Origin of the sequence: Pararhizobium capsulatum DSM 1112 (genome assembly GCF_030814475.1) — a bacterium.
In the GTDB taxonomy this organism is placed as follows: domain Bacteria; phylum Pseudomonadota; class Alphaproteobacteria; order Rhizobiales; family Rhizobiaceae; genus Pararhizobium; species Pararhizobium capsulatum.
In genome coordinates this window covers 25,162-47,610 of record NZ_JAUSVF010000003.1, presented here as the reverse complement: position 1 = coordinate 47,610, position 22,449 = coordinate 25,162, and the positions used below count along the sequence as shown (strand labels likewise).

The 22,449-nt window shown below is 58.6% G+C and carries 21 protein-coding genes; 9 read left to right on the top strand and 12 right to left on the bottom strand.

Going from position 1 to position 22,449, the window contains the following annotated elements; translation table 11 throughout:
• Positions 1 to 56: 56 nt before the first annotated feature.
• From QO002_RS25320 to QO002_RS25295, 6 genes are all read right to left on the bottom strand, one after another.
• Complete coding sequence (locus tag QO002_RS25320; protein ID WP_307235188.1) at positions 57 to 806, bottom strand: ribonuclease activity regulator RraA; 750 nt, start codon at positions 804 to 806, stop codon at positions 57 to 59.
• A gap of 20 nt (positions 807 to 826) precedes the next feature.
• Positions 827 to 1,990 carry a mandelate racemase/muconate lactonizing enzyme family protein gene (locus QO002_RS25315; RefSeq protein ID WP_307235186.1) on the bottom strand — a complete coding sequence of 388 codons (1,164 nt, stop codon included), beginning with the start codon at positions 1,988 to 1,990 and terminating at the stop codon, positions 827 to 829.
• 33 nt (positions 1,991 to 2,023) lie between these two features.
• Positions 2,024 to 3,121, bottom strand: a complete 1,098-nt coding sequence (locus tag QO002_RS25310; protein WP_307235184.1) for an ABC transporter ATP-binding protein — start codon at positions 3,119 to 3,121, stop codon at positions 2,024 to 2,026.
• A gap of 11 nt (positions 3,122 to 3,132) precedes the next feature.
• On the bottom strand, positions 3,133 to 4,023 hold the full coding sequence (locus QO002_RS25305) for a carbohydrate ABC transporter permease (protein WP_307235182.1): 891 nt from the start codon (positions 4,021 to 4,023) through the stop codon (positions 3,133 to 3,135).
• Positions 4,020 to 4,979 (bottom strand): carbohydrate ABC transporter permease, encoded by a 960-nt coding sequence (locus tag QO002_RS25300; protein WP_307235180.1) that lies wholly within the window; start codon positions 4,977 to 4,979, stop codon positions 4,020 to 4,022. The genes QO002_RS25305 and QO002_RS25300 overlap by 4 nt, the downstream gene beginning before the upstream one ends.
• A 73-nt stretch (positions 4,980 to 5,052) precedes the next feature.
• Complete coding sequence (locus QO002_RS25295; RefSeq protein ID WP_307235178.1) at positions 5,053 to 6,531, bottom strand: ABC transporter substrate-binding protein; 1,479 nt, start codon at positions 6,529 to 6,531, stop codon at positions 5,053 to 5,055.
• A 209-nt stretch (positions 6,532 to 6,740) separates the two neighbouring features.
• Here QO002_RS25295 and QO002_RS25290 point away from each other — a divergent pair, with 209 nt between their 5' ends.
• Genes QO002_RS25290 through QO002_RS25275 form a run of 4 tightly spaced genes read left to right on the top strand, consistent with a single transcriptional unit; the run spans position 6,741 to position 11,309 of the window.
• Positions 6,741 to 7,451: a GntR family transcriptional regulator gene (locus tag QO002_RS25290; protein ID WP_307235175.1), complete on the top strand. Its 711-nt coding sequence runs from the start codon at positions 6,741 to 6,743 to the stop codon at positions 7,449 to 7,451.
• 52 nt (positions 7,452 to 7,503) lie between these two features.
• On the top strand, positions 7,504 to 8,670 hold the full coding sequence (locus QO002_RS25285; RefSeq protein ID WP_307235172.1) for a mandelate racemase/muconate lactonizing enzyme family protein: 1,167 nt from the start codon (positions 7,504 to 7,506) through the stop codon (positions 8,668 to 8,670).
• Positions 8,671 to 8,730: 60 nt separating this feature from the next.
• The gene (locus QO002_RS25280) at positions 8,731 to 10,092 is read left to right on the top strand and encodes a mandelate racemase/muconate lactonizing enzyme family protein (protein WP_307235170.1); all 1,362 of its coding nucleotides are present in this window, start codon (positions 8,731 to 8,733) and stop codon (positions 10,090 to 10,092) included.
• A gap of 17 nt (positions 10,093 to 10,109) precedes the next feature.
• Positions 10,110 to 11,309, top strand: a complete 1,200-nt coding sequence (locus QO002_RS25275; RefSeq protein ID WP_307235168.1) for a mandelate racemase/muconate lactonizing enzyme family protein — start codon at positions 10,110 to 10,112, stop codon at positions 11,307 to 11,309.
• 309 nt (positions 11,310 to 11,618) lie between these two features.
• On the opposite strand, the gene QO002_RS25270 is transcribed toward QO002_RS25275, so the two are convergent.
• On the bottom strand, positions 11,619 to 12,323 hold the full coding sequence (locus QO002_RS25270) for a YoaK family protein (RefSeq protein WP_307235165.1): 705 nt from the start codon (positions 12,321 to 12,323) through the stop codon (positions 11,619 to 11,621).
• A gap of 84 nt (positions 12,324 to 12,407) precedes the next feature.
• Entirely contained in the window at positions 12,408 to 12,623 is a 216-nt protein-coding gene (locus QO002_RS25265; RefSeq protein WP_307235163.1) for a hypothetical protein, read from the bottom strand.
• Between the two features lie 233 nt (positions 12,624 to 12,856).
• Here QO002_RS25265 and QO002_RS25260 point away from each other — a divergent pair, with 233 nt between their 5' ends.
• Complete coding sequence (locus QO002_RS25260; RefSeq protein WP_307235160.1) at positions 12,857 to 13,081, top strand: hypothetical protein; 225 nt, start codon at positions 12,857 to 12,859, stop codon at positions 13,079 to 13,081.
• Here QO002_RS25260 and QO002_RS25255 read toward each other — a convergent pair.
• The 4 genes from QO002_RS25255 to QO002_RS25240 are packed head-to-tail and all read right to left on the bottom strand — an operon-like array spanning position 13,074 to position 16,765.
• On the bottom strand, positions 13,074 to 13,880 hold the full coding sequence (locus QO002_RS25255; RefSeq protein ID WP_307235158.1) for an N-formylglutamate amidohydrolase: 807 nt from the start codon (positions 13,878 to 13,880) through the stop codon (positions 13,074 to 13,076). The two genes, QO002_RS25260 and QO002_RS25255, sit on opposite strands and share 8 nt — an antisense overlap.
• A complete protein-coding gene (locus QO002_RS25250; protein ID WP_307235156.1) occupies positions 13,877 to 15,199 on the bottom strand; it encodes a type I glutamate--ammonia ligase in 1,323 nt (440 codons plus the stop codon). The genes QO002_RS25255 and QO002_RS25250 overlap by 4 nt, the downstream gene beginning before the upstream one ends.
• Entirely contained in the window at positions 15,196 to 15,843 is a 648-nt protein-coding gene (locus QO002_RS25245) for a cysteine hydrolase family protein (protein WP_307235154.1), read from the bottom strand. The genes QO002_RS25250 and QO002_RS25245 overlap by 4 nt, the downstream gene beginning before the upstream one ends.
• Positions 15,818 to 16,765 carry a MurR/RpiR family transcriptional regulator gene (locus QO002_RS25240; protein ID WP_307235152.1) on the bottom strand — a complete coding sequence of 316 codons (948 nt, stop codon included), beginning with the start codon at positions 16,763 to 16,765 and terminating at the stop codon, positions 15,818 to 15,820. The genes QO002_RS25245 and QO002_RS25240 overlap by 26 nt, the downstream gene beginning before the upstream one ends.
• A 375-nt stretch (positions 16,766 to 17,140) precedes the next feature.
• Between QO002_RS25240 and QO002_RS25235 the strand changes: the two genes are divergently transcribed.
• From QO002_RS25235 to QO002_RS25220, 4 genes are all read left to right on the top strand, one after another.
• A complete protein-coding gene (locus QO002_RS25235) occupies positions 17,141 to 18,127 on the top strand; it encodes an ABC transporter permease (protein ID WP_307235150.1) in 987 nt (328 codons plus the stop codon).
• 59 nt (positions 18,128 to 18,186) lie between these two features.
• Complete coding sequence (locus tag QO002_RS25230) at positions 18,187 to 19,212, top strand: sugar ABC transporter substrate-binding protein (protein WP_307235148.1); 1,026 nt, start codon at positions 18,187 to 18,189, stop codon at positions 19,210 to 19,212.
• Positions 19,213 to 19,275: 63 nt separating this feature from the next.
• On the top strand, positions 19,276 to 21,399 hold the full coding sequence (locus QO002_RS25225; RefSeq protein ID WP_307235146.1) for an ABC transporter permease: 2,124 nt from the start codon (positions 19,276 to 19,278) through the stop codon (positions 21,397 to 21,399).
• Complete coding sequence (locus QO002_RS25220) at positions 21,396 to 22,448, top strand: NHL repeat-containing protein (protein WP_307235144.1); 1,053 nt, start codon at positions 21,396 to 21,398, stop codon at positions 22,446 to 22,448. The genes QO002_RS25225 and QO002_RS25220 overlap by 4 nt, the downstream gene beginning before the upstream one ends.
• The last annotated feature ends 1 nt before the right edge of the window (position 22,449 follow it).

Genomic DNA, 22,449 nt, shown 5'->3' with positions numbered 1-22,449 from the left:
TCTCAGTCATGAAGCGCTCCGGCCAGCGCCAGACACAAGTAGAGGGTAGTCACAAGCTAACTTCGGTTCTCCACGCGGTTTGTTTTGCGCCACTCTTCGTATTCGTCGCGGGCATCGTCATGCAACGGATAATAGCGCTGCAACGATCCTCCTTCCATAAGCTTCGTTCGCGAAAACTCCTCCCAATCGTGATGCTTCTGCGACTCTTCGATTACCTTTGAGGCCATTGCGACTGGAAGCACCACCACCCCGTCGTCGTCGGCAACGATGATGTCGCCGGGGATTACCGTGACACCGCCGCAGGCAATCGGAACGTTGACGGCATTGGGATAGATGCTGGTTTGCACATGGTAGTTGGGGGTCCAGCCGCGCAGCCATAGGGGGAGATCTAGCTTCTCGACGTTGGGCCGGTCGCGCATGCACCCGTCTATTACGATGCCAGCGCCGCCTCTGCCTTTAAAATACGTCGACATCATATCGCCGAAGACGCCCGAGCTCATGTCGCCCCGCGCGTCGACCACTACCACATCGCCCTCTTGCGCGTGATAGAGCACGTGCCGGTGTAACTGCGTCTCCGGATCGGCATATTCTCCCTCAGTGAAGAGGTCCGGCCGCTGCGGCATGAACTGGAGCGTCAGCGCCGCCCCCACGATCGACTTCCCGGCGTTCTGCGGCATGGGGCCGATCATGTGCGGATTGCGGAAGCCCATGTGGCCAAGCGTGCCGGCAACCGTCGCGGCACCGATTCCCTTCAGTGCGTCGATCAGGTCTTTGGGTGGTCGCGTAATGTCTGAAGTATGCGTCATTGTAGACTCCGAGGATGAAACTACCAGTTCGTAACAGAGCCGTCGCGGCGCTTCAGGTGAGGCGCCTCCCAGAAACGAAAGCTCTCCGCCTTGACCGCCTCTTCGTTAACCTCAACCCCGAGCCCCGGCAGATCGCTGACCGGATAGTCGGGGCCGTCGAGCCGGGGTTGCACGGGGAAGAAGTCGGAATTGTCGAAACCCAGCCTTGTCTCAGGCGCTCTGGTCTCGAGCCAAGCAAAATTCGGTACCGCGGCGGCGAGATGGATGGTCGCGGCCGTGCAGACTGGCCCAAGGGGATTGTGGGGCATCAGGTCCACATAGTGCGCCTCGCTCCAACCAGCGACCTTCATCGCTTCGGTGAGCCCGCCAATATTGCAAACATCGAGCCGGTTGAACTGATGGATGCCACGCTCGATGTAGGGCAGGAATTGCCACTTGCTGACAAATTCCTCGCCGATGGCGAACGGAATGTCGGTCATCGTGCGCAGAGATTCGTAGGCCTCGGGTGTCTCGTCTCGTATCGGTTCCTCGAGGAAATCAATCACGCCACGGCCGAGCTTGTTACAGAAGCTCGCCGCCTCTGCCACCGAAAGCCGATGATGATAGTCGATGCCGAGGACAACGTCGTCGCCCAGAGACTTACGCGCCTTGTTTAGCATAGTTGCGGTAGCGCCGATCGACTCCCGCGGCTCAAAGATGTTCTTGCTGTTTTGCCCGATGGGGAAGAAGCGGATCGCCTGCCATCCTTGTGCGCGTAGTTCGCGGGCGCGTTCGATGGCAACATCGCCCTCGGCCTCGTCACCGGTCGAGGCGAAGGTAGGAATGCGGTCGCGTTGCTTGCCGCCCAGCAGGTCGTAAGCCGGCACCCCCAGCGCCTTACCCTTGATATCGTGAAGGGCAATGTCGATGGCGGAAATCGCCGCCTGCAGAACGCGCCCGCCTTCGAAGTATTGGCTACGATAAACTTCTTGCCAGATCCGACCAATCTGCATCGGATCGCGGCCGATGAGAAACTCGCGATAGTGCTCGATCGCGCCGGTCACGGCCTTCTCGCGACCGCTCAAGCCGCTCTCGCCCCAGCCGAAGATGCCGTTGTCAGTCTCGATCTTGACCAGCATCTGGTTGCGCGTTCCTATCCATACTGGATAGGGCTGGATCGCCGTGATTTTAAGCTTCGTAGTCATCCACTCCCTCGTTTCACACGCGTCCGCTTAGTCTCAGTTGGCCATGAGGGCCATTTCTGTTTCGCCGTCGAACAGATGCATCCGCTCCTGATCGAACTCGAGCCAAATCTGTTCGTCGGGCGCAACGGCAATGGTCGGCGGTACGCTGACATTGACGATGGCGCCGGACAGAAACGCCTGTACGAAGGTGACGTCTCCGGTTGGTTCCACCGTGTAGGCCTTTGCAGGGACGCTTCCAGGCATCGCACTCTTGTGCAGCTTGATCGTCGAGTGACGTGCGCCGAGCACGACTTTCTTGGTTGTTGCCCTCGCGACCTTTTGAGCGTTGCTTAGCGAGAGCTCGAAGTGCCAGCCCTCCGCGCTGGTCAACACAGTGTTGCCGCTTGCCGTTGATGCCTCCAGCGGAACAAGGCTCATCGCCGGGCTGCCGACGAAGCTGGCGACGAACATGTTCACCGGATGGGCAAAGACCTGCGCCGGTGAATCATATTGCTGCAGGTAACCGCCGTTCATTACCGCCATCCTGTCGGCCATGGTTACCGCTTCGAGCTGGTCGTGTGTCACGTAGATGATCGTCGCCTTGAGGTCCTGGTGGAAACGCTTGATCTCCGACCGCATCTGCACGCGCAGCTTTGCGTCAAGGTTAGAGAGGGGTTCATCCATCAGGAATACCGCCGGATCGCGAACGAGGGCACGGCCCAGCGCTACGCGCTGCTGTTGTCCGCCCGAAAGTTCGCGTGGCTTGCGCTCGAGCAACTGCGTCATGTCGAGCACTCGCGCTGCTTCCTTAACCTTCTTGTCGATCTCGTCCCTTGGCAGTTTGCGCATCTGAAGCGGGAACGCCAGATTTTTGTAGACCGATTTCTGCGGATAGAGCGCGTAGTTCTGGAACACCATTGCGATGTCTCGGTCCTTTGGGTCGAGGTCGTTGACCAGCCGGTCGCCGATGACGATGTCGCCAGATGTGATGGGAGTGAGCCCCGCCACAAGATTGAGTGTGGTCGTCTTGCCGCATCCTGAAGGGCCGACGAGCGCAACGAATTCGCCGTCGTTGACCGTTAGTGAAACATTGTTGACAGCTTTGAAGCTGCCGTAGGTCTTGACCAGATCTTTCAAGACCACGTGGGCCACCGGCAACTCCTTTAGTGCTTGACTGCACCTTCCGTGAGGGCGCGTACGAAGTATCGTTGCAGGACGAGGAACAGCACCACAACGGGCACGCTCATCATAAAGCTGGCCGCCATCAGGCCCGGAAAGTCCGTCGTATTTTCCGAGAAGAAGCGCTGGATGCCGACCGGCAGTGTCAACTGGTCGTTCTTGGAGAGGAAGGTGTAGGCGTAGATGTACTCGTTCCACGCGCCGATGAAGGAATAGATCGCCGTGGCGATGATTCCTGGCGCCGAGAGCGGCATCACGATCAGGATAAAGGCTTGGAACCGCGTCGCCCCGTCGATGCGGGCCGCCTGCTCGAGCTGCACCGGGATATTGTCGTAGAAGCCCTTGAGAAGCCAGATTGCCAGCGGCAGGCCGAATGTGAGGTAGGTGAGGATAAGCGACCCGTGCGTATTCACCAGTCCGATCGCACGCATTAGGATGAAGAGCGGCACGAGAAAGATTACCGCCGGGAACATGTTGCGAAGCAAGACGGCGAAGAACAGAAAGTTCCGACCCGGGAAGGTGAAGCGCGAAAACGCGTAGGCCGCAGGAACCGCCACGATCACCGAAAGGATTGTCGTAGCGGTGGACACGAAAAGGCTGTTCCAGAAGAAGCGGAGGAAATCCCGGCCGACGCTGTTTTGCGGATCGAGCAGCTTCCGGTAGCTGGCAAGGGTCGGTTGGTCAGGCCACCATTGCGGCGGGAATTGCATGGCCGCGAATCCGGACTTGATCGAGGTGATCAGCATCCAGATCATCGGCAACGCGGTGTAAAGCAGCATGAAAACGAGGAAGATGCGTCCGCCCCACCGCCATCCGTCAATGCGCATACGGCGGCGGGCCTGGCCTCCAGGAGCAGTCTCGGAAATCGGGCTCATGCGCTCCCATCCTTCCGCTCGTTGCCGCTTAGCGCACGGACGTAAAAGTAGCCGAGCGACATCAGGATCAGGAAGAGCAGCACCGAATAGGCCGATGCTACCCCCCAGCGCTGGCGGCCGAAGGCGAGCTCATAGATGTGGGTGATCCAGATATGCGATGCGTTCGACGGCCCGCCGCCGGTCATGATCCAAGGGATAATGAAAGAATTGAAGTTGGCCACTGCCAGCAGAAGGATCGTGACCGTCGAAACGTTTCTCAGGTGCGGGAAGGTGACGTGCCAGAACCGCTGCCATGCATTGGCTCCGTCGACTTTTGCGGCGCGCAGCAACTGGTCGGGGACTGTCTGCAGGCCAGCCATCATCATGATCATGGCAAACGGAAACTCCCGCCAAATATTGACTACGATCAAGGAGGGCAGCACTGTGCTGACGCTGTCGATGAAATTCGGCGGCCGATCGGCCAATCCGAGGCCGACCAGCACCGCGCCGATGATCCCAAAGTCCGAATGGTAAATCCACTTCCAGATATAGGACGCGGCGACCGCGCTGATGACCCAGGGAATGATCAGGACGGCGCGCAGGAGGCCGCGGCCGACAAAGTCACGATGCAGTGCCAGCGCGCTGGCAAACCCCAGGACAAATGCGATGAACGTGGATCCCAGTGTCCAGATAAGAGTGTTTGAGGTAACCTTCCAGAACACCGGGCTGCTGAGGATGGCTGTGTAGTTGTCGAGGCCGATGAAAATCTTGTCGCGGAGCTGCAGGCCAGGCGGTGTATTAAAGAACGACAGCTCGATCGTGTAGTAGATAGGGTAGGCTATGACTATTAGCATCACGGCGATCGCAGGGAGCACGTACGCGTAGTCAACGCGATGCTCCCAAATCTTTCGCAGCACGCCCGCCCCATTGGGTTGCAGTCTTGGGCGAGCCTCGGCCTTGCCAGTCAAGATCGTCACTTTGCCCTGCCTCTATTTTTATGAAGAAACCGGCTGCAATTGACGCGCAGCCGGTCAGATCGGCAGGCTTGGACTAGAGTCCGCCGTCAGTGAGGGTTTTTACCTTCTTGGCTGCGTCGTCCGCTGCTTGGTCGACCGTCATGGCTCCGGTCAGGGCATTCTGCAGCATGTCCGGGACGATGATGTTCATGATCTCGGGAGACTGTGGCAGCGCCGGGAACGGGATGCCGTATGGCAGCATCGAAGTCGTGACATCAAGGAATTTGATATTGTCCAGACGTTCCTTCATCCATTTGGTCTTGAAGCCGTTAAGGTTTCCCGGGTTCGAGCCGGCATAGGCCATCTTCAGCGACCATTCGGGGCTTGTCCACATGCAGATGATAGCTTTTGCAGCCGGCTCGTCTACCTTGCCGCCCTCGACATATTCCGGCTTCAGGATGTGAATGTTGGATCCGCCAAACACGACGGCACGCTTGCCGTCGGGACCAGTTGGAATTAGGCCATAGCGCATGTTGTCGATGACGGTCTGCGCTTTGTCCTTGTCGGTGTCCGTCGCCTGTTTCTGCAGGTCGAGCATGACGTTGTAGTCGGACGGGTGCGATATCATCATGCCGAGCTGACCAGCGAGGAAGAGGGGCTGGTTGTCGGCCTGCTGGTTGGTGAGCGCCGAAACCGGGACCGACTTGTCGCGGACATACATATCGTAGGAAGCTTGCAATGCCGCCTTGCTCTGCGGGCTATTGAGCTCGACCTTCTTATAGGTCGGGTTGGCGTTAGCTTCGTCGAAGACACCGCCGCCATAGGCCCACAGTTGCGGCATGAAGCGGTACGGCGTATTGCCGGCATTCTTGCGGGCCACGAGGCCGTAGCCTGCAATGCCGAGCTTGTCGTGAATCTGCTTGGAATACTTGACGACGTCGTCCCAAGTTGCCGGAGCCTTCTCCGGATCGAGGCCAGCACGCTTGAAGATGTCAGCGTTCCAGATAAACGCCATCGTCTCGTTATTGGTTGGAATGCCGTAGGTCACCCCCTCCCACGTTACAGCCTTCAATGCGCCGGGCCAGAAATCCTCGGTCGAATATCCTACATCCTCCGGTTTTAGCGGCTCCAAATAGCCCTTTGAGGCGAACTCCGTGCCCCCCAGAATTTGCAGGCGGACAGCCATGGGCGCTGCATTGCCAAGCAGCGCGGTCCGGAACTTATCCAGCAGGTCGTTATAGGTGAGGGCTTGTTCCTCAAGCTGGATGTTCGGATAGGTTTTGCGGAAGGTCTCGAAGAACTCCTTGTAATACTGGCGCAGGAGGTCGGGGTCGCCCTCGAACACGCCCTGATACCAGAAAGTTAGTCGCCCCTTGTAGTCGAGCGGGGTGACCTTGGAGCAGTCGGCCGCCGTGTCAAAATCCTGTGTACCGGCAATCGAGCGGACATATTGCGGCGACCACTTGCTCAAATCGACCGGCGCACCCAGCGTCGGCGCGGACATCAACGATACCATCAAAGCAGTCGAGACAGTGCCGCGCAGGACGGCACCGCCGAGTGAAATCCTCGTCATAGGTATCCTCCAGGTTCTCTCCCACGCCGCTCTGCTTCCAGGCGAGCGGTCTTTGCTCATCGGCCGCGTGACATTTTCGGCCAATGTACTCTTTCGAGCTGATCATACGCTTTCAGATCGTGAATTTCCTGTCAACTGGATAAATCATACATTGTTTAGAGAAATCTTGCGTGATATCTGAGCAATGTATGTACTAATTGGGGACGACCTTGACCGAGACAAGCGATTTTAAAGCCCAGCCACCCGAAGGGATAGACGCTAACGGGGCCTCCAGCGAGGGAGCCTCGCTTTATCAACTGATCAGGGAAGACATCATCGAAGGGCGGCTCGCTGCCAACGACCGGCTTGTGGTCACCGATCTCGCCCGGCGCCACGGCACCTCGACCAACCCCGTGCGCGAGGCTCTGCAACTGTTGCGCGGGGAGGGTTTCGTCACCTTCGTTCCCAACCGCGGAGCGCGGGTCCGGCCCATAGATCAGGATTTTGTTCGGGACATCTACGAGATAGGCGTCTTGATCGAGCCAGCACTGACGCGATGGTTCGTGAATATGGCCACCGTCGAGGATATTGCTAAACTCGAACGCATCCAAGGCTTGATCGAAGAGAACAACTTCGCCGACACGTTCAGGCACAGCGAGCTGGACACCGCCTTTCACACCGTAATGTACCAAAGGCACTACAACCGCCATGCTGCCGAGCTTTGGTGGAAGCATCGCGAAGTGCTTCGAGCCGTGAGCCGCCGTTTCAACTTCACGCTCGCCCGGCGTGCAGCGATCCTTAGTGAGCATCGGGAGCTCATCGCATATGTGAAAGCGGGAAATGCGAACGAGGCAGGCGAACTCATTGCACGCCATGTCGAGGGCTCCGGCCGGCACATTCTCGAACACATGCGGGCGCGTAACGCCGCTCGGGCAGGATAATACATGCCCTGTAATGTCGTCATCCCGACCATTTCTGATAAAGGCAGTTGAGATGAAAATCACCAGCGTTCGGCCGTGGCTGATCAAGTCCGATGCTTCTTATTGGGGAGAGTTTCTGTTCGTCGAAGTGACCACCGACGAGGGGGTGAGCGGCTGGGGGGAGATCACCACCACGACAAGTCTCGCCAATCGCGCCCTCTGCATGATCTTAAGGCAGATCGGTACCGCTGTGACAGGCGAGGACCCGGCGCGTATTGAGTATCTGTGGCACAAGATATTCCGCAGCTTTACGTATATGGGCAGTCGCGGCGCCGCAGTCGAATGCGTGAGCGCCATTGACATAGCCCTTTGGGACATACGGGGCAAAGTCTTGGGTAAGCCGATTTACGAGTTGTTGGGTGGACCTGTACGCAATGAAATTGCCCTCTACACCCATCCCAACCAGGCTAAATTTATCGGCAATGAGGCTGTGGTCCGGGAAATTCGAGACATCGTCGAGTCCGGCCACACTGCGCTCAAGTTCGATCCTTTCCCTTACCAGGGCCGCACCGACGGTGGACAGTCTCGCGAACAGCGGGACGGCTACCTCGATGGCAGTATGACCCGCAAGGACGAACGCGAAGCCGCCGAACTCACGGCTCTTATCCGCGAGACGGCGGGTCCTGATGTCGACATCCTCATCGATGCGCACGGCCGGTTCGACGTTCCTACCGCCATTCGCCTCTGTCGGAGCCTCGAGGAAGCTGGCCAGATCGACTGGTTCGAGGAGCCCTGTCCACCGGAAAGCCTCAACGCCCTCAGACAGGTCCGTGAGAAGGTCAGCGCTGCTATCTCGTGGGGTGAGCGCGGCCACACGAAGTGGGATTTCGTGCCGGTGCTCGAGAACAAGCTGGCTGACTACATCATGCCGGACGTCACTTGGACCGGGGGCATTACTGAACTCAAGAAGATTTCTGCCCTATGCGAAGCCTACTACATCCCGGTCTCGCCGCATGACGCTGCAGGGCCGATCAACGTGGTTGCGGGAGCGCAGGTGATGATGACCGTTCCTAATTTCTACAAACTCGAAACGTCGGAGTGGAACCTGGGCAAATACGATCACCTCATCGATAGACCACTCGATGTCTCGAACGGCAGCCTCAAGCTTACGCCCAATCCTGGTCTCGGCGTTGAACTGAACCGCAATTACCTCCAAAGCCACGAGATAGAGCTGGACTAGCAACGCTTTACGCCGCCGAGGTGCGCGGCGACGAGTCCTGCCGACCAACGAGGATAACTCATGCCGAAAGCAGATGTAGCCGACGAGGCGCTTAATCGGGTGAACATGCATTCCAAGCCGTCCGACCTTCGCATAACCGACATGCGGGTAGCCGAAATTGTCGGCGCGCCGTTCACCTCAGTGCTGCTTAAGATTTACACTAACCAAGGCATCGTCGGGCTTGGCGAGGTGCGCGACGGTGCAAGCGCCACCTACGCGCTGATGCTGAAGAGCCGGTTGCTTGGCGAGAACCCTTGCGACATCGACCGCCTATTTCGCAGGATCAAGCAGTTTGGCGGGCACGGCCGGCAAGGCGGCGGCGTATCGGCAGTTGAAATCGCGTTGTGGGATCTTGCCGGTAAGGCCTATGGCGTCCCTATCTACCAGATGCTCGGCGGCCGGTTTCGGGAGAAAGTGCGCGTCTACTGTGATACCGACGCCACCGTGCCGAGCGGTACCGAGACCGGTAAGCGCCTCAAGCAACGAATGGAGCTCGGCTTCACCTTCCTCAAGATGGATTTGGGATTGATGCAGATCGCGGATGTGCCCGGTGCGGTCGTGTTTCCTGCCGGCTCACTAGAGGGATACCGCGACGGTCCCAGTCGCGGGCCGCTGAAGACCATTGAAGAGCGGCGTGTCCGCAACGCTGCTTACGATTTGCATAACGTCCAGCACCCATTTACCGGCCTCCACTTTTCCGACAAGGGCCTAGACCTGCTTGAACAATACATCGCCGAGGTTCGTGAGGTCATAGGTATGGAAGTGCCGCTTGCGATCGACCATATCGGCCATATCTCCATGCAGAACGGCATTCGCCTTGCCAGGCGAATCGAAAAATTCGTGCCAGCCTGGCTCGAGGATGTTATCCCATGGCAGTATACCGACCAATACCGACAATTGCAGGACGCCACCACGGTGCCGATCTGCACTGGTGAGGATATATACCTCAAGGAGGGCTTCGAGCCTTTGCTCAACACCTGCGGCGTCTCCGTTGTCCACCCGGACCTCCTCACCTGCGGGGGCATCCTCGAGACCAAGAAGATCGGCGACATTGCGCAGGACCATGGCGTCGCCATGGCGATCCACATGGCTGAAAGTCCGATCGCCGCAATGGCCGCAGCACATGTCGCGACCGCGACCGAAAATTTCATGGCACTCGAATACCATTCCGCCGATGTTGACTGGTGGGACGATGTCGTCACGGGCCTTCCCAAGCCGCTGGTGAAGAACGGCTTCATCACTGTTCCGGACAAGCCGGGCTTGGGGATTGACGACGTCGTCGACGAGGTGATCTCGCAGCATCTGCAGCCGGGTGTCACCGGCATTTGGCAGCCTACGCATCATTGGGACCATGAGTATTCCTGGGATCGCACCTGGAGCTGAGGCGAAAAGGAACGAAGATGAAGATCACCGATCTCCGCTGCGCCGTTATCGGCAAACACCCGATCGTCCGCATTGTTACGGACGAGGGCCTCTATGGTATGGGCGAAGTCGAATTCACCAAGTCCTACCTCAAGCCCTGGGTGCTGCATTTCCGCGAGGCGCTGATCGGAGAGGACCCGACTGACGTCGAGAGAGTAATGCTGAAGATCCGCCAACGCGGCTCTTTCAAGCCGTACGGCGCGGCGGTGAGCGCTATTGAGCATGCGCTATGGGATATTGCTGGCAAGGCCGCGGGCGTGCCCGTCTATAAACTGCTCGGCGGCAAGGTGCGGGACAAGGTGCGCGTCTACAACGGCTCTATTCGCCAGAAACGCGCGGGTGACCGGCCGGAGGATTACGCCGCTGACGTCAAATGGATGATGGAGCAGCCGCAGAACTTTTTCATGGTCAAGCAAGGAATCTCGTTCCACTCCAACATGAAGGACACGATCGAGGACTTCCACTACGGCGTGACGCAGAAGAAGGCCGGCTATCACGGTGCCATGGATCAGGGCGTGATCAGCGAGCGTGGTTTCAATCACATGCTCGACTGCGTGATCGCGATGAAGGAAGTACTGGGCGACAAAGTCAGCCTGGCGCTCGACTGCGGCCCGGGCTGGATGCTGCCCGATGCGATCAAGTTCGCTCGCGCGGTCGAGAAGTACAATTTGATGTGGCTCGAGGACATGCTGACTGGCGACTACGTGCCGTGGGTCAATCCGCAGGCCTATCGGGAACTGACAACCTCCACGTCGACACCAATCCACACTGGTGAGCAGATCTACCTGCGACACAACTACAAGGAACTGATCGAGACGCAGGCGGTACGCGTCATCGGCCCCGATCCAGCCGACGTTGGCGGCATTGCCGAGCTCAAATGGGTCGCCGAGCACGCCTACATGCACTCGATCCTGATGGCACCGCACGGCACCGCTAACGGCCTGCTTGGCCTCGGCGCGTTGATCAATGTCTGCGCCACGTTGCCGGCAAATTACATCGCCTTTGAATACCCGACCGCCTCCGACCCTTGGTGGGAGGACCTGGTAATCGGCTTGCCGCCGCAGATCGTGAACTACAGCATGGTGGACCTACTGGAAGCGCCGGGGCTGGGTCTCGATATTGACGCTGAAGGAGCCAAGAGATATCTCAAGGAAGAGGATGCGAGCTTTTTCGACTGAACCTTCATAACGCGGCAGTTTTGTCGCCTGGAAGGCAAAGCCACTTGAAGTGCGGACGCTACTGCCAACACAAACTGAGAATTGTGGCCGCGGAGACCGTTGACTAGAGCGAAAAACCGCTTTGAATTGTGTCGCTAACCCGCCACGGCAACAGAGCATGTGTCTACAGGTATTTCCACATCGATAAAGGCGAATTATGGGACTGGTCGCCGAATTTGCGGCTCCATAAACGTACCATTTCGCAAGATACGACAATGCCGCGCTCCAGTTCCCGGTGGCGCAACGAGCCAATGTTCCGGCGTGGTCGCCTCACATGTCTGGGAATGTACGTGCACGACGAATTTCTGGCAATGCTATCGCAAACAGGATTGCCGCCATGAAAATTAGCAAATACCCAGCAATAGTTATATAGAGGAAGACACCCACAACACCGCCAATCAAGAACGATACAATCGTCTTGCTATAGAGTCGAAGGCGGGCAAGTGCGTCGTGACGATCGTCCACGGCTCCCCAAAGCGCTGCTAGTCCCAGCCCGATATCAGTGGCCATGCCTGACACATGGGTCGTTCTAACGCGAGCGTTGGATATCCGTGTGGTCGCCGCGTTTTGGAGCCCCATGATGAAACTTAAAGCAGGGACCAAGAAAGAACTTCGATCAAATGTCTGAACGAGAATATCGAGGCCACCAAGTACCAACAGCAATAGTCCTTCAAACGTAATACTAAAAGCGTAAATCGCTCGCAGCTTGCGTTTACGCCCTGCCTCAATAAGAACACCAGAGATGAAGGCACCGGCGATAAACGCCACCATTAGCGACCCCAGATACGCGGCGGAGCCGAATTGCCCGAGACCCAGATGGTCAGACATAGCAGAGATGTTGCCGGTCATATTCGCCGAAAAGAAACCGACGGCCTGAAAGCCGGCGGCGTTCAAAGCGCCTGCGACTCCAGCCAAGAGAGAGGCCAAACGGGTATCAATCTCAATGTTTCGTTGGTCGCCTTCGCGAATCAGCATAGTCTCTTTCAGAGTAAAATTTGTTTGTCAGATGATCTGAATATCCCCGAATTAGCCTTGTCGCAAACATTCCCCCGCCCGCGATTAGGTGCCTTCGCGTCCAACTCGACCGGACTTACCGCGGACCGCAGCGATCGCATTGTCTACGAGCAACACACTGGCAAGCTCTACTATGGCACCAACGGAAACGGCGCTGGCGGCGCCATCCACTTCGCCGCTTCCAGGGATGGGCTCCAACAAAGCAGCTAACGCCGGCACGGACACCATCATGAGCACGATGACGATTCGTCGAAAGTACATTTCTCATATTTCGTTTTTCCCTGAACAGAGTGTGGCTCGGCCAAAGTCTTTCGCGCTATGGAATTTTTCAACAGTCCGCTAGTTCGTTCTGAGAGTCGAGACGGCGGCTCTGCAAGCCGACCACCAAACAGGCTGGCGCGTCCGCGGAACTTCGCGCGTGTCATTCACACTGAAGTGCAACCCATGCGAAAACGAAAATGAGTCGAATCGCCGGACTGCTGGCGACGTGAGTTATGAAGTGTGCCCGATACTTCAAACCGGACGCGCGCGATTCCGGCCGGGGCATCGTTGCCGGGCTTGCAATCGCCGTTATCGGCATCATTGCCGACCGGCTCTTCGTACGGTCGGCTCGAAAAGATGACGTCTCGCGTTGCACCGAAATTGCGAAAAACCAGGTCTTCGACCTGTACCAACTCGGCGTCAATGGCCATGACACCGTACTGGATATGATCAGGTAACGTGATGGATCGAGCCAGGCCTGCAGTTGAAGCTCGCCTCGGGCGGATCGGCCAGCGCAGAGACCAGCTTTTCCACCCAGATCGCAATGCCTGCCTCCGACGCAATCAGATCTTGCCGAATCTCAACCAGCACTGCCGGATGACCTCGTTCATCCCCATGAACGGGGATGGCGTAATCCTCCATTCGGTCGATGACATAGGGAACATTCGCGCCGACGATGAGCTCCGGATCAAGCGCAAGATCGGTAATCATGTGGGCGCCGAGATCTTTCGACCTCTCAAACAGGATACCGGCGTGCCAAGGGCGTCCCCCGCCAAGGAATACCGGCGTGAAGGAATGGATGGCAACAAGCATTGTGCTTCGCATACTTTCAGCACGCGCGTCGAGATGCGCTGCAATGCGCGCCTGAAACGGCTCGAAGATCCGGGCTATCCGCGTGCTTCGATCGGCGTCGGTAATCGCGATGTTGCCGGGTATTTCGGTGTCTTCCGATCGTTGAGGAATGCTTGTCGGACTATTGAGGGGCCGATTGAGATCGATGAGAAGACGCGAATAGGTTCCGAGAAAGCAGATCGCGTTGAGGCGCTTCGACAGGCCGCGCGCAACTTCGCTGGCGCCGAGGTCCCAGGCGATATGCCGATCGAGTTCCGATGGCGACAATCCGAGCCGGTCGAAGGATGCGGGGATATAGTTCGAGGCATGTTCGCAGATAAGAACGATATCCGACGCGCCATGTTCGTTGAGCACCTCGATTGCCGGAGGCCAGTCAGACGTGGATTTGAGCTCGCAATCGCTCAATACGCCGCCCTGTAACGTTCGCAAATGGCCGCCTCGTCGAGCCCCGCCAGCGCCTTCATCTCGGCCTCCTTCATCCCCGCGAAAGTCTCGACGAAAATCGGTGAAAACCAGCGTGGGACGGCCTCGTTGGCCTTGAAGGCGGCGAGCGCGGCCGGAAGCGTCTCCGGCAAGCGGATGAGCCCCTTCTGCCGTCGTTCGTCTTCCTCCATCACACCTGGGTCTCCGGTGACGATCGGCGGGCAGGCAAGACCTTCTCGCAATCCCTCAAGACCTGCCCGCACGAGTGCCGCAAGTGCCAGATAGGGATTGGCCGTCGCATCGGCAGCACGGTACTCAATATTGAAAGTGCGTGCAGGGTTGCGTCCCCCCATGGTCACGACCGGGCAGATGCGCAGCGTCGCCTCGCGCTCCTTGTCGCCAAGCCAGGTGTAAGATGAACTCCAGTGATGTGGTTTCAGCCGGTAATAGGAGGAAAGGCTTGATGCGGTGAGCACGGTGATTGCCGGTAGACGGCGAAGGATGCCGGCGCAGAAAGAACCAGCCACACTGGAAAGGCCAGAAGGACCGGCCTCATCATAGGTGGCTGGATTGCCGCCGGCATCGATCAGGCTGAAATGGATATGCACACCGTTGCCGACAGATGTTGGGGCCGTCTTTGGTGCAAAACTCGCTTTCCAGCCAAAACTGCGGGCGATTTCCCGGGTGATCTCGCGGATTGCCACGGCACGGTCGGCAGCGGCAAGGCCATCCGCCGGCGCATGTGTGACCTCAAACTGGTCGATGCCGAATTCTGAAATGATGACTTCAGGCGAGACGCCGGCCTCCTCCAGCGCGGCCATTAGCTGCGAGGTAAAGGCATCGGCCCGGCGCAGGCCGGCAAAGGACAAGACATGCTCTGCCGGAAAGTCGGTGCCGAAAATCTGAAACTCATGCTCGAAGGCCGAGAGCAGTGAAAGGCCCGTTTCCGCCCTCAGGTCGCTCAGTGCATCGATCAGCATGGTCCGCGTACAGCAGGACCAAGGGGAGCCGTCCAGCTCGAAGAGATTCCCGGGCACCAAGTCGAATGGTGTCGTTGCCCCGGTGTTTTCCGTGCGGAAACGGGCACCGAGGTCGGGCAGCAAACGGAGATCGCCGGACGATCCCCACGGATTGGGGTCCGCAATGATATTGAAGGGTGTAAGCGATAGGTTCGCCTGGAGCCAGCCAACGCCGGTTGCGGCCGTTTTTTCGAGACGATCGCTTGCAATGAAGCGCCCACGGGTAACGGCCGCGATATCCGTGGTAACGATGCCGGTCAGTCGCTCGTGTCGGCTGCTCATGCAGCACGGCTCATCTGCGACAGGCGGCCGACAACGATATCGGTATCGGCAGTCCAGCAGTAGCCGCCAAAGGCTTTAAGGGCGCCGTCATGACGCTCCTGCGAAGACGCGGCGCAGGCATCGGTGACACAGGTCACATAATAGCCGCGATCGGCGGCGTCGCGCACGGCCATGTCGACACACTGATCGGTCATGATGCCGGCGATGATGAGATAGCGTATTCCAAGATTTTTCAGCACATAGTCAATATTCGTCGAATTGAAGACCCCCGACGACGTTTTCGGGATCAGGATCTCGTCGCCGATGGGCGCAAGATTTTTGGGCGGAAGGCCCTCGGCACGGCTCGGTGCGACATGGATCGGCGTCAGCTTGTGGTCCAGCGAGCGATCACGACCGTCTTCCGTCAAACTCTGGATGATTGTGTGAATAATCTCGATGCCCTTGGCGCGGGCTGCGGCAAGCAGGCGCTCGTGGTTCGGGATCGTCACCGATGCTGTCCGCCGGTAAAAATAGTGGTCCGCCCCCCGTTCGGGATGATCCGGATCGAGCCCTGGCTCCAGCCAAATGCGCTGCATATCGACCAGAAGCAGGGCTGTTGCGCCGGGTTGATAAGTCGCGTCACGCGTTTTGAGGATATTGATCATCCATTCTGCTCCTGATTGATCTTTTCGGGCCCGGGAAATCGCGCACCATCTCGGCCTGCCGCTTGTGATCGAGCGTGACCGCATTCGCGCGGCGAACATCCTCCAGTCGCTCGATCCGGTCGCGGACGGCTTCCCCCGTACCGGCGAGGATATGGGTAGTAAGCGCTTCGATCTGGGCCATGGCGGGTGCCATCGTATCGTAGGGCGAGGCAGCTTCGACGGGACTGACGATCGTCACCTCGGCATATTCGGCAATAGGCGAAAGCCAGGGATCGGTAAAGAGCACGATACGGGCTCCGCGGGCGGCCGCTTGCCTTGCAAAGCTGACGACATCATTCTGATAGCGGCGATAGTCGAAGATGACCACGACGTCGCGCCGAGCCATGTCGATCAAAAGGTCGAAACTCTGTGGCGACAGGACGCCGATGTCCCTGACATCCGGTCGCAACTGCGTTAGATAGCCATACAACATGCCGGCGAGGTGGCGACTGAACCGGCCACCCAGCAGCGTCAATGGGGCCTTGGGATCGCTCACAAGCTTGGCGGCCCGCACGTAGGTCGCGGCCGGCGTCATCATTACCGCTTTTTCGATGCAGGCGACGATCGATCGCAGGTAACTCGCGGCGGTCTCGTCGTGTTCGCCATGCCCCCCCTGCAGCTTCGCTTCCATCATGAGAAGCGGTGAGTGCAGACGCGCTTCAACCTCGGCCAGCAGGCGCGATTGCAGGGCAGGATAACCGTTAAATCCGAGTTTGACCGCAAGCCTGCCGACCGTCGGATCGCTGACGCCGGCCCGCTTGGCAAGGCCGGTCGCCGTACCAAGCCCGGCCGTCGGATAATCGGCCAGCAGCACCTGGACGATTTTCTCTTCCGCCGGCGTAAGCGCAAGGCCGCTCTGCAGCAACTGGTCCCTCAGGCTCACGAATTCCCCTTTAACGCGCGGTGTCTATCATCTGAAGAAAAATCTACAGACAAATGAATTCTCGTCAATCATGAAGAGTTGTTGACAGGCGTCTGAAAGCGTACTTAACTTTTGCGCAACGCAGCAAAGACTGCGGGGAACAGTGAGAAGCGCGGCATTCCCAAGCCGTTTTCGACATTATCCTGAGCTGGGTGCTGCGAGCCTATGCGGCGTCTTGTTGTCTTCTCGTCTCTTAAGTTTGCATGGAAATCTATTTCGATTTTCGGCAGATGACGACTGAAATGGTTCGTTGCGCGGCTACCGTTCGCAAATACGAACTTCGACTGAGCGCCGGCGAATGTTGCACACTAACGCGATCGTAAGGGGACAAGCTGCATGGCATCGGGGAACTGGGGGAGTGTCAAAAGTCTCAGCCAGGAAAAGATCGTCTTAGCGATAACGGTGGTGATGTTCGCCGTCGCGGCATTCGCCTTGCCCGGTTTTTTCACCTCCGAGAATATCGTTTCCATCGTCCGTTCGGTCTCGGTGCTCGGCATCCTCGCGCTCGGCATGGCCATCGTCATCATTGGTCGCGGAATTGACCTTTCCGCCGTCGCCATCATGGCCATGTCGGTCGCCTGGTATCTGCAACTGCTGAACGATGGAACAACTGACGGTACCGCGCTCGCGCTCGTGCTTGCCGGGGTGTTGGCGACTGGCCTGCTGAACGGCTTTCTCGTTGCCTATGCTGAGGTGCCGGCAATCTTCGTGACACTGGCAAGCGGCTCGTTTGTATTCGGCTACGTCCGCTCCCAGCTGATCACGCAGGATGCGGTTCCGGTTCCCGACGGGCACTGGTTGCAGCTTTTCGGTGGTGTGCGCTACCTCGACGTTCCCGTCGAGGTCTTCATCTTTGCGGCTCTCGCCTTCCTGATCTTCCTGTTGCTGCGATATACGAAATGGGGACGGTACGTCTATTACGCCGGCGACAATCCCATCGCGGCACGCAATGTCGGTATGCCGGTGCGCCCGATGCTAGTGCTACGCTATGTGATTTCGGCCCTGATCTCATTCATCGCCGGGTTACTGACGGCAGCTAGCCTCCATTCGATCAATACGCGCATCGTTAACTCGACCCTGCTTTACGACATCGTTCTGGTCGCCGTGATCGGCGGCATCGGGCTCTCGGGTGGCAAGGGTAGTGTTCGCAACGTGCTCTTCGGTGCGGCCCTGATCGGCATCATGCTGAATGCCATGACGATTATCGACATTGCGCTGATCTACCAGAACCTCATCAAGTCTACTATCCTTCTCGCGGCCATCATTATCGACGGGCTGATCAATCCGCGCGACGAACAGACTAGCCAGCAGGGAGACATCTGAGAATACGGCCGCCGGGAACGGCATCCGGACACCTTCATCAACGGCAACAGGGGAACCTCATGAAATATGTGAAGATGCTTATGGCCGCCGCGGCTGTGCTTTCGATTTCGCTTTTCTCGACAGCATCGCAAGCGCAGGAAGATCCCGGTCCAGCCGCCTATTCGCAGGCGCTCAAGGGCAAGCATGTCATGCTGGTGCCGATGGCGATGGGCTTCGACCTGGCGCAGGGTTGGTCCCACTACATCCAGAAGGAAGTCGAATCCTTCGGTGGCACATTCGAAACCCGCGATCCGAACTGGAGCGTCGAGGCTGGTGCGCAGGCGATCACCGAAGCGATCTCCTCCGACGCGCGTCCTGACGTGCTCATCGTCCACGCGCCGGACCTCAACTCCTATGCACGACTTTTGAAAAAGGCGCAGGCGGCCGGCACCTATGTCATCTTGATTGATAATCCGGCGAATTTCGCCGCGGATGCCTTCGTGGGCAGTGATTGGGACCGCCTTGGCCAGCTCGAAGCCGAGGCGGCCATCAAGGGCTGCGGCCCAAACTCCTCCAAGAAGATAGGTCTTGTCCAGGGCGACCAGGTTAATGCCTCGAGCCTCTACCAGTATGCTGGCATCATGAAGGTGCTGGAGAAGAACAAGGAGTTCCAGATCGTTGCGAAGCCCGACTCGAACTGGGATGCAACGACCTCGCGCAACGTGACGACCACCATGCTCCAGCAGCACCCGGATGTCTGCGCCATCATCGACTTCTGGGATGGTGATGCAAGCGGTGCTGCAGCGGCGATCCGCGATGCCAAGCTGCAAGACAAAGTCTTCCTCGTCACCACCGGTGGCGGCGAAAAGACGGCCGATTGCGACACCCTTGAAAACGGCACCTATGGTGCCGTCGTCATGACGGAACTCCATAACCAGTCGCGCGACATCAACGCCATCATCAAGTTCCTGCTGCAAAGCGGGCAGCCGGCCGGCACCTCCAAAACCTATATCTACACCTTGGAGAAGGCCACGGACAAGGCCGGCCTGACGGCCAACAGCTGCTGGGATCTGAAGGCGCTGCAGGCCGAAGCAGCTGCCAAGTAAAACATTGCGGACCGGCCGAAGATTTCGGCCGGTCCATCCTTCTTGTCTCCCCGGTATCTTCCCATGAATTTTCGCGAACGCCTTCAGTCCTGGCGGTACAATCTCATTCCTGATCATCTGGTCGGCGAAATTCTGACAAAGCGCTGGACAGACAACGCCATTCCGTTCCTGGCTTTGGTCATCGTGGTGGCGAGCTTCGGCTCGGCCATTCCCGGTTTCTTCAAGCTGACTTCGCTACAGGATTCCACCCGCCAGCTCGGCGAATTTTCGATCGTCGTCACGGGGCTGACGGTCGTTATGCTCGGCGGTGGCATCGATCTATCGGTCGGCTCCATCTTCGCGCTGTCTTGCTTCTCGGCTGTCTCCGTCTTCTTCATCTTCGAGCAGCCGGTCTGGGTCGCCCTTTCCGCCTCTATTGCCACAGGCATCGTTTGCGGTTCCATCAACGGCTATCTGGTTGGTTATCTGCGGCTGCGGGCCTTTCTGACGACGCTCGTCACCTTCATTATCGGCCGTGCCATCTTCGACATTCTGGTGGTCAACTACGCCGCTCAAATCCAGATGTCCCTGGCGACGTCGGATGTCTGGGATTTCGTCGGCGACGGCACCTTCCTCGGCGTCTCTATCTCGGTGCTGACTGCTATCGTTTTTGCGATTATCACCCATGTTGCATTGACCCGGTCACGTCCTGGATGGCATGTGCTTGCCGTCGGCGGGTCGCGGCGATCGGCCCACAATGCCGGCATCAAGGTGCGCAAGACGGTCTTCCTCACCTATGTGTTTTCCGGCTTCTGCTCCTCGGTGGCGGGCTTCCTGATTGCCTGCCGGCTGAGCGGAGCAGGCCCTGGAACGGGGCTCAATCTTGAAATCCTGGCGCTGACTGCCGCAGTCGTCGGCGGCAACAGCCTCGGTGGCGGGCGAGGCTCGGTCGTCAAGGGCCTGATGGGGGCGATCATCGTGCTCGTTATGACAAACGGGCTGATCCGCCTCGGTTATGGTACCGGAACAAACCAGATGGTGCTCGGCCTGATGTTGGCGGTGGCCGTCACCATCGATATCCGATGGCTGAAGAACCGCCACAAGGTGCTGAACGAAGTCTATGTCGCGCCGGTCTATCTCAAGATGGGCGAGACGCAGTCGGCTGCGCCCGGTTCCGGGACGCCCTATGAACTCGACAACCGGCTGTCTGAGGCGACCCACATCGGGCTTGGTGAACTCGAAGGCCCGGAAGACGTTATCCTGGACCGGAACGACAATCTCTATTGCGGCACGCGCCATGGAGAGATCGTCCGCTTCTTCGCACCGGACTACAAGCGCTCGGAAGTCTTTGCCCATATTGGCGGTTTTCCGCTCGGTCTTGCTTTCGACAGCCGCGAAAACCTCATTAGTTGCGTCGGCGCCATGGGGCTCTATTCGATTTCGCCGGATCGGGAGGTCACCAAGCTTTCCGCCGAGACCGCACGTTCCTGGACATCGGTCGTTGACGACGCCCGGCTGCGCGATCCGAACGACTGCGATATCGCGCCGGACGGGCGCATCTATTTCACCGACAGCACCAAACGCTATGACGCCCACGACTGGGCGCTGGATTCGATCGAGAACCGCGCCACCGGCCGCCTGCTCGTCTACGATCCGAAGGATGGCTCGACCAGGACCCTGCTCGACGGCTACCGCTACACCAACGGCGTCTGCATGGCGCATGACGGAAAATCACTGTTCTTCGCCGAAAGCTGGGCCTGCCGCGTGCACCGCTACTGGCTCGAGGGACCACGAGCGGGCACGGCAGAATGTGTGATCAAGGATATGCCGGGCTATCCCGACAACATCAACCGCGCCTCTGACGGCCGCTACTGGATGGCCTGGCTCGGCATGCGCACCCCGAGCTTCGATCTGTCGCTGCGCCATCCCGCCATGCGCAAGCGCATGACCCGCCGCCTGCCGCAGGACGAATGGCTATTCCCGAACATCAACACTGGCGGTGTCGTGAATTTCGACGAGACGGGCAGGATCGTCGATGCACTCGGCGACCTCTCGGGTATTTCCCATCCCATGGTCACGTCAATGCGCGAGCACAAGGGCTATCTTTTCGTCGGCGGTATTCTCAACAACCGCGTCGGCCGCTACAGGATCCCCGGCGCAGACGAAACCTGGACCGGTCCCTCCTCCTACTGGGGTTTTGGCGAATGATCTTCGACCCGATCCTCGACATCTTCCGTGGCAAGGCCGTCACCATTCCACCTCTCGACGGTGCCTTCCGGCCGAATACGCGGCTTGATGAAGCAGCCGTGTGGACAGCGCTGAGCGAGATCGACAATCTCGCCGTTCGCGACGGCAAGGTTCTGGCAACAAGCGGCAACGCGCTTTTTCAAGTTGATGCCGGTTCTGAGCCCGCGCTTCTTCAAAGCTTACCCGCCCCGATCACCGCACTAGCAGTGTCGCCGTCCGGCGAGATCGCCGTTGGTCTGGAAACGGGCAGGCTTGCGATCGGCGGTCATGCAGTCGAAGCGCCCGCCGCCATCAACTGCATCACTGCACTCGCCTTCGATAAGGAGGGCGCCCTTTGGCTCGCCAACGGGTCGGTCCGGCATTCGCCCTCATCCTGGTCGGCGGACCTCATGGAAAAGGGAAGCTCCGGTGCGATTTGGAAACGCGATGCAGGCGCGGCTGCATTTCGCGAAATCGCAAGCGGGCTTGCGTTCCCCTATGGGCTTCATGTCGAGAGCAACGGCGCCGTTGTTGTCAGCGAGAGCTGGAGGCACCGGCTGGTTCGTATTGATTCCGCGGGCAATCGTTCCGCCGTCGTGGATCACCTGCCCGGCTATCCGGCGCGCCTTTCAAAGGCCGCGGACGGTGGCGCCTGGCTGTCAGTCTTTGCGCCGCGCAACCGGCTGATCGAATTCGTCCTGCAGGAAAACCACTACCGGCATGACATGATGGCACAGGTGCCCCAGGACTACTGGATTGCACCAGCACTTTCCTCCGGCCGCAGCTTTCTCGAACCCTTGCAATGCGGGGCCATCAAGACGATGGGCATTCACAAGCCCTGGTCGCCGAGCCGGTCCCACGGCATGGTGGTCAAGCTTGATGCCCGCTTGCAGCCGGTGTTTGCCATGCACAGCCGTGCCAACGGCACCCGGCACGGAACCTGCAGTGCCGTCGAACATGGCGGCACGCTGCTTGTCGGTTCAAAGGGCGGCGACTGCATTCTTTCCATCGATACCGCGGAAGGCCCTTGAG

What these genes read in the sequence shown, in the direction of transcription:
- QO002_RS25320 (WP_307235188.1), bottom strand. Translation starts at nt 806, where the DNA reads ATGACGCATACTTCAGACATTACGCGACCACCCAAAGACCTGATCGAC.
- QO002_RS25315 (WP_307235186.1), bottom strand. Translation starts at nt 1,990, where the DNA reads ATGACTACGAAGCTTAAAATCACGGCGATCCAGCCCTATCCAGTATGG.
- QO002_RS25305 (WP_307235182.1), bottom strand. Translation starts at nt 4,023, where the DNA reads ATGAGCCCGATTTCCGAGACTGCTCCTGGAGGCCAGGCCCGCCGCCGT.
- QO002_RS25295 (WP_307235178.1), bottom strand. Translation starts at nt 6,531, where the DNA reads ATGACGAGGATTTCACTCGGCGGTGCCGTCCTGCGCGGCACTGTCTCG.
- QO002_RS25285 (WP_307235172.1), top strand. Translation starts at nt 7,504, where the DNA reads ATGAAAATCACCAGCGTTCGGCCGTGGCTGATCAAGTCCGATGCTTCT.
- QO002_RS25280 (WP_307235170.1), top strand. Translation starts at nt 8,731, where the DNA reads ATGCCGAAAGCAGATGTAGCCGACGAGGCGCTTAATCGGGTGAACATG.
- QO002_RS25275 (WP_307235168.1), top strand. Translation starts at nt 10,110, where the DNA reads ATGAAGATCACCGATCTCCGCTGCGCCGTTATCGGCAAACACCCGATC.
- QO002_RS25270 (WP_307235165.1), bottom strand. Translation starts at nt 12,323, where the DNA reads ATGCTGATTCGCGAAGGCGACCAACGAAACATTGAGATTGATACCCGT.
- QO002_RS25265 (WP_307235163.1), bottom strand. Translation starts at nt 12,623, where the DNA reads ATGTACTTTCGACGAATCGTCATCGTGCTCATGATGGTGTCCGTGCCG.
- QO002_RS25260 (WP_307235160.1), top strand. Translation starts at nt 12,857, where the DNA reads ATGAAGTGTGCCCGATACTTCAAACCGGACGCGCGCGATTCCGGCCGG.
- QO002_RS25250 (WP_307235156.1), bottom strand. Translation starts at nt 15,199, where the DNA reads ATGAGCAGCCGACACGAGCGACTGACCGGCATCGTTACCACGGATATC.
- QO002_RS25245 (WP_307235154.1), bottom strand. Translation starts at nt 15,843, where the DNA reads ATGATCAATATCCTCAAAACGCGTGACGCGACTTATCAACCCGGCGCA.
- QO002_RS25235 (WP_307235150.1), top strand. Translation starts at nt 17,141, where the DNA reads ATGGCATCGGGGAACTGGGGGAGTGTCAAAAGTCTCAGCCAGGAAAAG.
- QO002_RS25230 (WP_307235148.1), top strand. Translation starts at nt 18,187, where the DNA reads ATGAAATATGTGAAGATGCTTATGGCCGCCGCGGCTGTGCTTTCGATT.
- QO002_RS25225 (WP_307235146.1), top strand. Translation starts at nt 19,276, where the DNA reads ATGAATTTTCGCGAACGCCTTCAGTCCTGGCGGTACAATCTCATTCCT.
- QO002_RS25220 (WP_307235144.1), top strand. Translation starts at nt 21,396, where the DNA reads ATGATCTTCGACCCGATCCTCGACATCTTCCGTGGCAAGGCCGTCACC.